The sequence below is a fragment of the Glutamicibacter sp. genome, assembly GCF_035257265.1.
GTDB lineage: Bacteria > Actinomycetota > Actinomycetes > Actinomycetales > Micrococcaceae > Glutamicibacter.
This window is the reverse complement of the sequence record NZ_DATEXC010000067.1, coordinates 113,044-125,239: the sequence shown is the minus strand read 5'-3', so window position 1 is coordinate 125,239 and position 12,196 is coordinate 113,044. Positions and strand designations below refer to the sequence as shown.

Annotated in this window: 10 protein-coding genes; 8 read left to right on the top strand and 2 right to left on the bottom strand. The window is 54.9% G+C overall.

Annotated features, from left to right (window positions below; all coding sequences use genetic code 11):
- Nucleotides 1–27 precede the first annotated feature (27 nt).
- On the top strand, nt 28–1,338 hold the full coding sequence (locus VJ369_RS17955; protein ID WP_324093361.1) for an SH3 domain-containing protein: 1,311 nt from the start codon (nt 28–30) through the stop codon (nt 1,336–1,338).
- Between the two features lie 16 nt (nt 1,339–1,354).
- On the opposite strand, the gene VJ369_RS17950 is transcribed toward VJ369_RS17955, so the two are convergent.
- Nucleotides 1,355–2,725, bottom strand: coding sequence for a glucose-6-phosphate dehydrogenase (locus VJ369_RS17950; RefSeq protein ID WP_324093360.1), 1,371 nt, complete (start codon nt 2,723–2,725; stop codon nt 1,355–1,357).
- Nucleotides 2,726–2,798: 73 nt separating this feature from the next.
- Between VJ369_RS17950 and VJ369_RS17945 the strand changes: the two genes are divergently transcribed.
- The 3 genes from VJ369_RS17945 (at nt 2,799) to VJ369_RS17935 (ending at nt 6,971) form a co-directional block, all read left to right on the top strand.
- Complete coding sequence (locus tag VJ369_RS17945) at nt 2,799–3,320, top strand: trehalase-like domain-containing protein (RefSeq protein ID WP_324093359.1); 522 nt, start codon at nt 2,799–2,801, stop codon at nt 3,318–3,320.
- A 247-nt stretch (nt 3,321–3,567) separates the two neighbouring features.
- Nucleotides 3,568–4,710 (top strand): glycoside hydrolase family 15 protein, encoded by a 1,143-nt coding sequence (locus VJ369_RS17940; RefSeq protein ID WP_324093358.1) that lies wholly within the window; start codon nt 3,568–3,570, stop codon nt 4,708–4,710.
- A gap of 65 nt (nt 4,711–4,775) precedes the next feature.
- Nucleotides 4,776–6,971, top strand: coding sequence for an acyltransferase family protein (locus tag VJ369_RS17935; RefSeq protein WP_324093357.1), 2,196 nt, complete (start codon nt 4,776–4,778; stop codon nt 6,969–6,971).
- A gap of 33 nt (nt 6,972–7,004) precedes the next feature.
- On the opposite strand, the gene VJ369_RS17930 is transcribed toward VJ369_RS17935, so the two are convergent.
- Complete coding sequence (locus VJ369_RS17930; RefSeq protein WP_324093356.1) at nt 7,005–7,298, bottom strand: DUF4287 domain-containing protein; 294 nt, start codon at nt 7,296–7,298, stop codon at nt 7,005–7,007.
- Between the two features lie 269 nt (nt 7,299–7,567).
- On the opposite strand from VJ369_RS17930, the gene aqpZ reads away from it, so the two are divergent.
- From aqpZ to VJ369_RS17910, 4 genes are all read left to right on the top strand, one after another.
- A complete protein-coding gene (aqpZ, locus tag VJ369_RS17925; RefSeq protein ID WP_324093355.1) occupies nt 7,568–8,317 on the top strand; it encodes an aquaporin Z in 750 nt (249 codons plus the stop codon).
- 152 nt (nt 8,318–8,469) lie between these two features.
- Nucleotides 8,470–9,243 (top strand): type II CAAX endopeptidase family protein, encoded by a 774-nt coding sequence (locus tag VJ369_RS17920; protein WP_324093354.1) that lies wholly within the window; start codon nt 8,470–8,472, stop codon nt 9,241–9,243.
- A 2-nt stretch (nt 9,244–9,245) separates the two neighbouring features.
- A complete protein-coding gene (locus VJ369_RS17915; RefSeq protein WP_324093353.1) occupies nt 9,246–10,430 on the top strand; it encodes an MFS transporter in 1,185 nt (394 codons plus the stop codon).
- 151 nt (nt 10,431–10,581) lie between these two features.
- Entirely contained in the window at nt 10,582–12,027 is a 1,446-nt protein-coding gene (locus tag VJ369_RS17910) for an APC family permease (RefSeq protein ID WP_324093352.1), read from the top strand.
- The last annotated feature ends 169 nt before the right edge of the window (nt 12,028–12,196 follow it).

The window sequence follows — 12,196 nt, the reverse complement described above, 5'->3', positions numbered from 1 at the left end:
CGCTAACTCGCGCCAAGATGGAGCACAATGTCGCCGAAACATCGGTCCTTCCTGTCCAAGACAATGACCGCTATCGCGGTGGCGATATTACTGATCTCGGGCAGTACCCTCCCAGCACAGGCTGTCCCGACTATCGCCCACCTTAGCGCCGCGGTGCCGGCCGCAAAGAACAATGTTGCCAAGGTCAAAACCAAAGCAAACCTGAACATGCGCTCCGGGACAAGTACCAAGAACAAAGTACTGAGAACTATCCCAAAGGGAAAAACAGTCCCAGTTTCGGCAGTGGCCTCCAATGGCTGGTACCAAGTGAAATACCAAAACAAGACCGGCTGGATCTCCAACAAGTACGTCACCGTTGTAGCCAAACGTTCGGCGCCGAAGGCTCCTACCCCTAAGATTACAAAGACTAAAAAGGTCAACCTGTGGGTGGCCACCAAATCCACGGTCAACATGCGCAAAGGCGCGGGCACCTCGCACTCGGTAGTTCGAAGTATTCCAAAGCATTCGGCGGCGAAGGCCACTGCCCAGGCAGTCAACGGCTGGTACAAAGTTACGTATAAGAAAAAATCCGGTTGGATCTCAAATAAGCACGTCATTACCTGCACCAAAGGCTGTCAGGTAGATACCGGAAATTACACCACCAATCGAGCAGGACTCAACGACAGGTACTTCACCAAGTCAAATGGTGCCGATCTCTACTCTGCCGCAGGCAAGAGGCTGCGCATCGGCGACATCCCCAAAAATTCAGTCGTGTACCGCGACGTCAAGTGGGAGAAGGCCGGTGGTCCGGTAACGGACTGGTACTTTGTGCGCACCCAGGGCATGGATGGCTGGATGAAAGCATCGGCGCTCACCCGCAAGAACACCGCCGCAACCTCAAACAGCAAAGGCATCACCCGGAAGCAAGCACTCAAACAACACAACGGAAAGCTCCCGGCATCGATGCTGGTAGCGATTCCTTGGGATAAAGAGAAAACGCTGATCGCAGCCCCGGCGGTCAAAGATCTGACCCGGCTAAATGCAGCGTTCAAGAAAAAATTTGGCAAGAACCTCGACATTGACTTGGCTTACCGGACGTTGGATACGCAAAAGTACTATTACAACGAGTTGGGACCGTACATTGCGGCGAAACCCGGAACCTCAAATCATGGCTGGGGTCTGGCCATCGATGTTCCTGAGTCCTACAACTATTCGTTCAAAGGCAAGTACTACAAATGGCTGAAGGCCCATTCGAAAAAGTACAACTGGACGCACCGAAAAAATCTTGAAGAATTCCGCTCAAATGGCACACGCAACCCCTACGCAGAAGCATGGCACTTTGAATACAACGGAAAATAGCCGGTAAAAATACCGCTTAGAATTGCTCTGGCAACTTGGGGCCTTCGCTGCCGGCGGGATAGTCCTGTAACGGTACCGAACCGTCGTCGAATCCACGCTGAATTTCTCCAATAAGCCGCCAACATTCCTCTGACGCATCGCCGCGGACGCTGAAGGTGGCGTCGGCATCCAAGATGCCACGCAACACGTTTCCGTAGGAGGACAGGATCGGGTCGGCGGTATCGGTTTGCGCGGTCACCCGGTCCATTCCGCGCGCATCAAAAGGACCACCAACGTTCAGCTCGAACTCAAGCTGTCCGGATTTGAGCAACAACCGTAACCTGTCTCCGGCAATGCGCCCCTGATGCGGGAATTGCGGATATTCGTGGGCAGGCCGGCGGAAGTTGATCACCAACTCCTTGCAGGGGTCACCGATTGCCTTTCCCGAACGCAGGGTTACCGGAACTCCGGTCCACCGCCAACTATCCACTTCCAATGTCACCTGAGCGAAGGTCTCGGTATTTTTTGCTGGGTCTACTCCCGGCTCGGCAATGTAATCGGGGAACTTCTTGCCGTCGATTTCACCCGCCGTGTATCGTCCGCGCACCACACAACGTGCCGGGTCTTCATCCCAGAGCCGGGTTGAACGCAACACGTGCGCGGTTAGCGCCGGAAGCTCCACCGCATCAATGCGAGAAGGCGGTTCCATCATCACCAGTGCCATCACCTGCAGCAGGTGAGATTGAATCATGTCGCGCAACGCGCCACTGGAATCATAAAATCCGGCGCGTCCCTCCAGCCCCAGAGTTTCGTCGTAATTAATTTCAATGGATTCAACATGCTCACGGTTCAGCAATGGCTCAAGCATCCGATTGGCGAAGCGCAAACCGGTAAACGAATGTACCGAGGGCATATTGAGGAAATGATCCACTCTGAAAGTCTGTGATTCGGGTACCAGTTCGCCCACCAAACGATTTAGTTCTCGCGCAGATTCCAGGTCATGTCCTATTGGCTTTTCAAGAGCCAAGATCAGATCTTCGGGGCGGTTCAGTTCGTTGAGTATTTCTAAAGATTTCATTGTCACCTGTGGTGGCAAGGCAAAATACACGCACACCGGAGATTCCAACTCATCAAACAGCTTCTGTAGATCGCTGGCACTGGTGGCATCACAGACGGTGAAGGATGTGGTTTTCAAGGAGTAATCAACTGCTGGGCCGCTGGCATGAACGCTGGCGAACGCGGTAGCTATTGTTTGTTCCCACGCTTCATCGGGCTGCCGGTCTGCGCCAATGACGGTGACTCGACGCTCTGGTTGCGCGGTCAGCAAAGTTGCCAGTCCGGGCAGAAGTAATCTCGAGGTGAGATCACCGGTAGCGCCGAGAATGACAAGATTTTTGATGCTGTCCATAGTCGCACCCTACTCCTTGTATTCGCGGAACTGTACCCTTTCAATGAACCGTACATGCTGTTTGAATGAAGCTATGGAAACACCGGCTGCAGGTACAAGATCCACTCCACTTGAAGACTATGCGTTGCTTTCCGATCTGCGTACTGGACCACTGGTATCGCGTGAGGGAAGTATCGACTGGCTTTGTTTTCCGCGCTTCGATTCACCCTCGGTTTTTGCAGCACTGATCGGCACCGAAGACGACGGCAGGTGGCGGCTGTGGGCGCCGGGCGGGCACGTAGTCTCCCGCAGATATTTGCCACGGACCTTTGTTCTGGAGACCATTTGGCGCACCGATACCGGGACCGCGCAGGTACTGGATTTCCTACCGCCGCGCTCGGAACAAGCCGATGTCATGCGTAAGGTCAGCGTCTTAGAAGGACAGGTTGATATCGCTCATGATCTGCGCATCCGATTCGATTACAACCGGTCTAAGCCGTGGACCCGCAAGATCACCCTCGATGACGCAGGTACCACCGGGTTGCTCTCCGTAGCCGGACCGGATGCACTGCTGCTGACCGGACCGCAACTACATCCAAGGGGCACCTGCCGATGAGGATCAGACGTCTTCCGCCGAACACTCGGGTCCCAACCGCCCCGATGACTACAGCGGTGCGGTATCGGACCGTCTCGCAGGGTTATTCACGCTTAGTGCCGGTGAATCTCAGACTTGGGCACTAACTTGGCATCAGTCCCATCTTCCTGCCCCCGCTCCGCTGGATCCGCAAGAAGCCCTGGAAAAGACCATCGACTACTGGCAGGACTGGTCCTCCAAGGTGCAAGTACGGGACCGGTACGATGACATGACGCTGCGATCCCTGATGGTATTGAGGGCTTTAACCGACCATGACACCGGTGGTCTCGTAGCAGCTCCGACAACCTCACTACCCGAGGAATTTGGAGGCCAACGCAACTGGGATTACCGGTACACGTGGTTGCGTGATGCCTCGTTGACCATTGAAACCTTGGTGAATCACGACTTTACCGATGGTGCATTACATTGGCGGGACTGGCTGCTGCGCGCGGTCGCCGGCGACCCCGATGATTTACAGATCATGTACGGTATCGCCGGGGAACGCGTACTGACTGAATTTGAATTGGACCACCTGTCCGGATACGCGGACTCCAAGCCAGTGCGAATTGGCAATGGTGCCTACGGACAGTATCAAGCAGATGTGGTGGGCGAAGTCATGCTGGCCTTGGCAAAACTACGCGATGCCGGACATGAGGAAGACGAATATTCCTGGGCCTTACAACAGAATATGCTTGGATTCCTCGAACGGAATATGGACCGCAAGGGCCATGGCATCTGGGAAATGCGCGGTGAAGCGGATCAATTCACTCATGGTCGGTCCATGATGTTTGCCGCCTTTGACCAAGGGATCAAGGCCATAGAGAACCATGGTCTGCCCGGACCGATTAAGTCTTGGAAGAAGCTTCGCGGGCAACTGCGTCAAGAGATATTTGAGCAGGGCTATAACAAGGAACTCAATTCATTTACGCAGGCCTACTCCAATAACGAAGTGGATGCCTCATTATTGCAGCTGCCAAATACCGGCCTCATCGATCCGCAGGATCCACGCATGCTGGGCACCGTGAAACGCATTGAAGAGGATCTGTTAGATGACGCCGGACTGTTGCTCAGATATCGAACTCAAACCGGAAAAGACGGGCTACCCGGCAATGAATACTCGTTCTTGATGTGCTCTTTCTGGCTGGTAGAGCAATACGCGCGCTCAGACCGGCTGGAAGAAGCCAAGAAATTGTTGGACCGGCTGTCCTCTTTTGCTACCGACTTGGGACTTTTTGCAGAGGAATATGATTCTGCCGGTGGGCGACTGGCTGGGAACTTCCCTCAGGCCTTCAGCCATCTCGGATTCGTGCGCGCGGTTGATGCTGTGGAACGTGCGGACCCTGCAGGCAGAACGCAGCAACCTACGTCCTGATTTAATTGGCATTCATAGGTGATCAATCAAGGGCAATCAGGGGGTAGTCAACTAACGTTAGGCGAGTGAATGTACTTGCCCGCGCGCAGAAACCAACGAACAAAACCAAAGATTCAACGGATTCGGCGATCCAGTCCAGCGGTTCATCCATGGGATTTCGACCGGAACTTCAGGGCCTGCGCGCCATCGCGGTACTTCTTGTCATCATTCATCACCTACGTCCTGGTGCACTCAGCGGTGGATTTATCGGCGTCGATATCTTCTTTGTCATATCCGGCTATCTCATCACCGCGCACCTTTATCGTGAACTGCACGGCACCGGCAAAATAGTACTCCTCAACTTCTGGGCACGGCGCGTTCGAAGGCTCTTGCCTTTGGCATTCACGGTGCTTCTCGCGACCGCTGTGCTGGTGTACGTGTGGATTCCCGCGACAGAGCACGGCACGATGTTTAAACATCTTGCCGCCGCCGGACTCTACGTGGAGAACTGGGCGTTGGTCTCGGACGCTACGGATTACGCAGCTGCAGGCCAGATGGCCACCGCCGTTCAACACTATTGGTCACTCTCGGTGGAAGAGCAGTTTTATCTCTTCTGGCCATTATTGCTTCTGGCAGGCGCATGGCTAATCCCCAAAGTTTTTCGGAAGACTAAGACAAGTCCCGGCACAATACGCACCAGTGCGGTTTCGGTGCACCGCATCATGCTGATAACCATCGCTCTGGTTGCGGTACTCAGCTTCATCTATGGTCTGTGGATCACCGCCGCGAATCCGGCCGGTGCCTACTTTGATACTGCGGCGCGAGCGTGGCAATTTGCCGTGGGTGGTTTAGTAGCGCTGCGATGTATCAACCGCGGTATCCGCGGTTGGGCCGGGACGCTGCTAGGTTGGGCTGGACTGGCTACCTTGCTCATCGGTGCGGTCATGATTCCTACGCTGACGCGCTTTCCCGGAACCATGGCCTTGGTGCCAACTTTGGGAACCGCAGCAGTCCTGGCCGCAGGGAGCATCACCGGCGGATACGGTCGCTGGTTTTCACACGGCACCTGGCTTTCAATTCCGCCGGCACGTTGGCTGGGGGACATCAGCTACGGAGCTTATCTCTGGCACTGGCCGTTGATTATCGTGGCACCCTTTGCGCTGAACACCGAACCTAAGTGGTACCACGAGGCCGGAATTTTCGCGTTAACTCTGCTGCTGGCATGGCTCTGTCAGCTCTTGATTGAAAACCCCCTGCGTTTTGGAACTCTGCTTAAACCTGTGAAGAACTCATTCATTTTTGCACTGCTAGGGATGCTCATCATTGCCGGCGTGAGTTGGGCTGGTACGGCTGCCTCGGCGCAAAGCGCCAACCTGCCACGGATGAGCCAAGAGGATCCTTGTTATGGTGCCCGCACACTGCTTGATCCGGAAAACTGCCAACCGGTGGAATCGAATTTCGCCCCGTATCCTTCAGCCGTTGCGGTTTCTCAACAGGTCCGGGCGCCCTTGTTCCCGGGATGCGAAACTGACACCTTAGAGGTTGGCGATAAAACCTGTCTGCTGGGAGACACCGAGAATCCAATGCTGCGAATTGCGGTGGTGGGGGATTCGCACGCGACCGCGTGGCTTCCAGCTCTGGAGGTTCTGGCTAAGCAGCGTCATTGGCAGTTGGAAACTCATATTCGTTCGGGATGTTCTCCTTCACTGGCCGCCCTCAAACAGGCCGAGCAGCTCAGTGGTCAGGCCGAAAGGCTATGCACCGAATCGATTCGTGCGCTGGGGCCGAAGCTTGCAAACGACAAAGGCTTAGACGCAGTGATCGTGGCAGCACAGGGAAACAAACGCCAGTGGGTCTCCTCTGCCGGCTATGAGTTCACAGATCCAAAAACCGAAGGGTTCACCGCCCTATGGAAGTCATGGACTGAGAGCGGCAAGAAAGTTGCAGTTCTCCAAGAAGTTCCACGGCTAGGTAACAAGAATGTGCCGACCTGTGTAGCTACAAACCCAGAAGATCCTCAGGCCTGCTCGGTGACCCGGGAGAAGGGGCTCTCTATCCGGCATAATTTGCACAAGGCACTGGAAAGCAAGAGCGCTCCGAAAGGTATCGTTCACGCGGATCTAACCAATAGCATCTGCTCGGCAGACCGGTGCTTCGCAGTTCTGGGATCGCTGATCACCTACTACGACCAGTCGCACCTGTCCCATGACTTTGCGCGCTCCTTGGCGCCAGAGCTTGGAAAACAGCTAGGTAAAGATCCGTTCTTCGCCGCCGCAAAATAGTCTCTTTACTGCAACTTGGTGAAAGCCGCCGAGCTAGCCAGCGTTGGGATTTGTTGCTTTTCCGTCGAGCCACAACTCGTTGCTCGCATCGGCATGGGTTCCGTCGCTGCCAACATGCTTGTCGCTAATCTGCGGGCCTTTAGTGATGACGTGAACCATGGCCATGGCGTGACCACGGCCCAAACCATACTCGGCTTTGAGCCATTCAATGATTGGTGTGGCTTTTGTAGCGGGGCCAAAGCCACTTTCGGTTGCTTTGGCCAGTAGCTGGCGCGGGGTGAGGCCTGTTTTGCTTTCGATGGTGTCAAGATAAGCCTGAAAAGACATGAGGTACTTTCGCCGGTACGGATTGGGTGGTAATCCAACTTATACCGGGACAACATGCACAGCAAGGATTACCCTATGATCCCTAAAAATAAACGGAAATATGAGGTCCGTTTTCTCAGGTGCTTGATTTTACCCAGGTAAAAAATCGCATTTACATGGAGTGGAAATCGAAGAGGATTTGATATTCATTTTTAAATTCCAACAATTTGAACATTTCTGAGCATAGACTGTGCCTACCTTTTGGTCCTTGTTTCTAGGAAAGGGAAAGCATGTCACAATCTCCATCACCCACTATGGGCTCACGTTTGGCCGCAGAGTTCCTCGGTACCTTCGTCCTTGTCTTCGGCGGTTGCGGTTCGGCTATCTTCGCTGCACAAGTACTCGACGGCGATACCGTCAACATGGGTATCGGTTTCCTCGGGGTGGCCCTCGCCTTCGGTCTGACGGTACTGGTCATGGTCTACACGGTTGGTCATATTTCCGGTGGACACTTCAACCCCGCGGTCACCTTCGGCGCCGCACTTGCCAAGCGCGTGGAATGGAAAGCTGTTCCCGCCTACATGATCACTCAGGTCGTCGCCGCATCCGTTGCCGGATTGGTGCTCTTCGCCATCGCCTCAGGAAAATCCGGATTTAATGCGGTTGAATCAGGTTTTGCCTCTAACGGCTATGGGGATCGTTCTCCTGATGGCTATTCGTTGCTCTCGGCGCTGATTGTTGAGGTAGTGCTGACTGCGATCTTCCTGTTTGTGATTCTGGGATCTACCGATGACCGTGCTCCCATAGGTTTTGCAGGACTGTCCATCGGGCTTTCACTGACGTTGATTCACTTGGTTGCTATTCCGGTGACCAATACATCGGTGAACCCGGCTCGTTCCTTGGGCGTTGCGTGGTTTGCAGGTCCCGAAGCGCTGGGTCAGGTCTGGCTGTTCATCCTCGCACCGTTGCTCGGTGCAGCGATTGCGGGTCTGAGCTATTCGAAGCTCTTCGCCAAACCGATGTCTGCCCCGCTCGTGTAGTAAATCCTTGACTGAAGTTCTCTGCCCACCGCAAAGATGCGGTGGGCAGAGAACGTTAATTGCAGTACCAAAGACTGATTTTCCATAAGCCACTAATGGCTTTCACAGGCGGTGGATACAAGATTGGTCGGCTGACTCGATAGGGTAGGAATATGCAGCAACCCCCGCCTTACTCTCAGCAGTATTTCCTGCCGCGCCGCAAACAACGGGTCTTTGACCCTGGGGCGATGTCCCGTGGTGACTGGTGGACTGTAGTTGCCTACATTCTCTTTTTCGTGTTGGGTGGGGCGTCGCTGATCGGGTTGATTCCCGGGTATTTCAGTGCCTTCGATACGCAAGAACAGGCTTTGTTCGGGATTAACCTGATTCTGTACACCACCTTCTTCATCGTAGCGATGGTGCAGTGCGGGGCTCATTTCTTCGAGTCCTTCAAAACCATGAAGTACTACCCGTGGGCCAAATGGTTGATGCTGCCCGGCGGCTGGTTGCTGACTATCTTCTTCTCCGCCATTGTCACCACGCTCTTTGGCGGGCCGCAGGTCAGCGCAAACCAAGAAGCGCTGCAGGGCATGACCACCGCAGTTCCACTGCCGATGATGTTTGTAGTGACTGCGGTCTTTGGGCCTTTTGTCGAGGAATATCTCTTTCGTCATCTGCTCATTGGCAAGCTGTCACGCAAACTCAATATCTGGGTTTGTGCCGTGATCTCCACTATTGTGTTCGCGTCAATCCATTTCCTCAACGGTGGTGGAATTGCGTCGATCACCCAGATCCTGCCTTATCTAATGCTGGGCGTTCTGATGTCCTTGGCTTATATCCTTTCGGGTAAGTCTCTGGCCTACGCCTACCTCTTGCACTTCATCAATAACGCCATGGCGCTATTGATGCTTTACCTGGTGTATCCGCTACTTCCCACCGGGGTCTAGGCTTGAGTTTTACCGGGCACGAGCCACACTCAGTTCCTTACCGCGGCATGCTGCTGGCGTTGTTTGCCGGTGGTGTGGCCACCTTCTCTCAGCTGTATTCGGTTCAGGGACTCTTGCCGAGCATCGCTCAAGACCTGAATATCAGTTCATCTCAAGCCGCATTGACGGTTTCTGCCGCGACGCTGGGTCTGGCGCTCGCCGTCACTCCTTGGGCTATCATTTCGGACCGGATAGGCCGGCGCAGAGTGATCGCGATCGCGCTCATTTCCTCGGTGGTGCTCGGGTTAACCAGCTCCATGATGACTGGCTTTGAACCGTTGATCGCTGTGCGCTTTCTAGAAGGGATTGCACTGGCCGGAGTCCCGGGTAGCGCCCTGGCTTATCTTGCTGATGAGCTGACCCCACGCGCAGTAGCCCTGGCCAGTGGCACCTACATCTCGGGAACCACCCTCGGCGGGCTGGCCGGGCGTCTGGTGGCTAGCTGGGTTGGTGAACCTGCTGGGTGGCGTTGGGGTGTTGCATCGGTCAGCCTGATGGCGGCTGGGGCCACGTTATTTTTCCTGCTTAAGGCTCCGGCGGCGCAAGGATTCATCCCGGCACAGCAACGCGGACTACGTCCCATTCTCGGCAAGTTTAAACGCGCCCTGCGCGGGCGGATGCCATTGCTTTATCTGCAGGGGTTCTTGCTGATGGGAGGATTTGTCGCGGTATATAACTACCTCGCATTTCGTCTCGAAGCCCCACCATTTCTGGTGCCAGCCTCGTTAGCCTCCTTGGTATTCATCGCCTACCTCTCAGGCACCTGGTCCGCGGTGGCCAGCGGGCGGCTTGTCGCGAAATTGGGCCGGCGTGGAACGTTGCTGCTGAGCATCTCGGTGAGCATGGCCGGGCTATTGCTGACCTTGTCGGCAAGCTTGATGATGATCATTTTAGGAATGATCATCTTCACCGCAGGATTTTTCGCAGCTCATGCGGTGGCCAGCGGTTGGGTGCCCTTACTTGCACCGACCACTCGTGCTCAAGCCGCGAGCCTTTACAATCTCTTCTACTATGTAGGATCTTCGCTGCTTGGCTGGCTCATTGGTATACCGTTTATGCATTTTGGGTGGTCCACCGTGGTCTTATGTGTCGTGCTGCTCCAACTAATCGCCGTCATCTTTGCTTTCTTTTTGAAGCAAAAGAAGTAATCCACGTCAATAAAATTACCGCTCATCGAACGTCAACTACCGTTTGCCTGTGAGTGTTACGCCGTCGATGTGAGCTGCGAAATGCACCCCTGTGACAGGCCGGACAATAGCTGATGGACTTATTTTCGATCCATCAACACGGAAGTACAACATGAGTAAAGATCTTGCCGATTCCACGGCAGCGCCAACAACCTTGGCCAAGACTTTAGGTAACTGGGACGCTTTAGCCTTGGGCTTTGGCGCCATGATCGGCTTCGGGTGGGTAGTGCTCACCGGAGGTTGGCTGGATAACGCTGGCACCATGGGCGCGGTCTGCGCCATGCTCGCCGGTGGCGCGATTATGGCCATCGTGGGTTTGACCTACGCTGAGCTCACCGCTGCCATGCCGAAAGCAGGTGGCGAACATAATTTCATTCTCCGCGCACTCGGCGCCCGCCCTTCGTTTATCGGTTCGTGGGCAATTATCGGTGGTTACGTCACCATCGTTGCCTTCGAAGCGGTAGCCTTCCCACGCACCGTTGAGTACATCTTTCCGGGCATGAGCAAGATTCCGCTCTGGACAGTAGCGGGCTTCGAGGTAAATCTCACCTGGGCATTAGTGGGTGTGGCCGCAGGAGTCCTGGTGACCTGGATTAACGTGCGCGGGGTGAAGCAAGCCGGTGTGGTGCAAACTTTCACCGTGCTCTTCTTGCTTCTGGTGGGCCTGTTGATGATCTTCGGGTCGGTGACAAGCGGTTCCGCGCAGAATATGGAACCATTCTTCACTCCGGGAATGGGCGGATTTTTTGCCGTACTGGTGGCGGTTCCATTCTTGTTTATCGGCTTTGACGTGATCCCGCAGTCTGCCGAAGAAGTGAAGATCCCGCCGAAGCAGATTGGCAAGCTAGTAGTCATCTCCGTGGTGCTGGCAACTCTTTGGTATGTGATGGTGGTTTTGACTACAGCCTCGGCCATGCCTGCTGATCAGTTGGCGAACGCTGATATCGCCACCGCAGATGCCTTTGGCGCGCTATTCAACTCTGAGGTGATGGCAAAGATCCTCATTGCCGGTGGTCTGGCTGGCATCTTGACCTCCTGGAATTCCCTGCTCTTGGGCGCTTCACGCTTGGTGTTCTCGATGGCCCGCGGTGGGATGCTTCCGGCCTGGTTTGGGAAACTGCACCCGAAATATCAGACTCCAGCTAACGCGTTGTACTTTATCGGTGGCATTTCGGTCCTTGCGCCGTTCTTCGGCGCTGAAATGCTGGGATGGCTGGTTGACTCGGGCGCACCGAGCATCATCATTGCCTACTTCTTGGTATCGGTGACCTTCCTGATTCTGCGACGCCGCGAACCGGCGATGGACCGTCCGCTACGCGTGGCCGGCAAAGGCCGTGGTGGTGAAGTTATCGGGTATGCCTCGGTCATTCTGACAGCTGCCCTGTTCTTGCTGTACATGCCTGGCATGCCTGCCTCATTGAGCTGGGAACCGTGGCTGATTTTCGCTGCTTGGTGGATTCTCGGAGCGGTGTTCTTCGTCAAGGTTCCCGGCGGTATCAAACCGGGACCGGATGCCGAAGAAGAGGTTATTGCGCGGGTTAGAGCGCGTCAGCGCTAATCCTTTGCACGTTTCCAGAGGCCTAAGGCCACCCCGCGGGGTGGCCTTAGGCCACTTTGTGTCTATGCCACCGCTATTTCTTCAAAGTCTGAAATTTCGGACAATTCGAGAGGTCCGGGTCACATGTCGGCGCAAGTTTTGGGTCTTATTAGATCTTGACCGAGGAAGC

What these genes read in the sequence shown, in the direction of transcription:
- VJ369_RS17920 (WP_324093354.1), top strand. Translation starts at nt 8,470, where the DNA reads ATGCAGCAACCCCCGCCTTACTCTCAGCAGTATTTCCTGCCGCGCCGC.
- VJ369_RS17930 (WP_324093356.1), bottom strand. Translation starts at nt 7,298, where the DNA reads ATGTCTTTTCAGGCTTATCTTGACACCATCGAAAGCAAAACAGGCCTC.
- VJ369_RS17945 (WP_324093359.1), top strand. Translation starts at nt 2,799, where the DNA reads ATGGAAACACCGGCTGCAGGTACAAGATCCACTCCACTTGAAGACTAT.
- VJ369_RS17910 (WP_324093352.1), top strand. Translation starts at nt 10,582, where the DNA reads ATGAGTAAAGATCTTGCCGATTCCACGGCAGCGCCAACAACCTTGGCC.
- VJ369_RS17950 (WP_324093360.1), bottom strand. Translation starts at nt 2,725, where the DNA reads ATGGACAGCATCAAAAATCTTGTCATTCTCGGCGCTACCGGTGATCTC.
- aqpZ (WP_324093355.1), top strand. Translation starts at nt 7,568, where the DNA reads ATGTCACAATCTCCATCACCCACTATGGGCTCACGTTTGGCCGCAGAG.
- VJ369_RS17955 (WP_324093361.1), top strand. Translation starts at nt 28, where the DNA reads ATGTCGCCGAAACATCGGTCCTTCCTGTCCAAGACAATGACCGCTATC.
- VJ369_RS17940 (WP_324093358.1), top strand. Translation starts at nt 3,568, where the DNA reads ATGACGCTGCGATCCCTGATGGTATTGAGGGCTTTAACCGACCATGAC.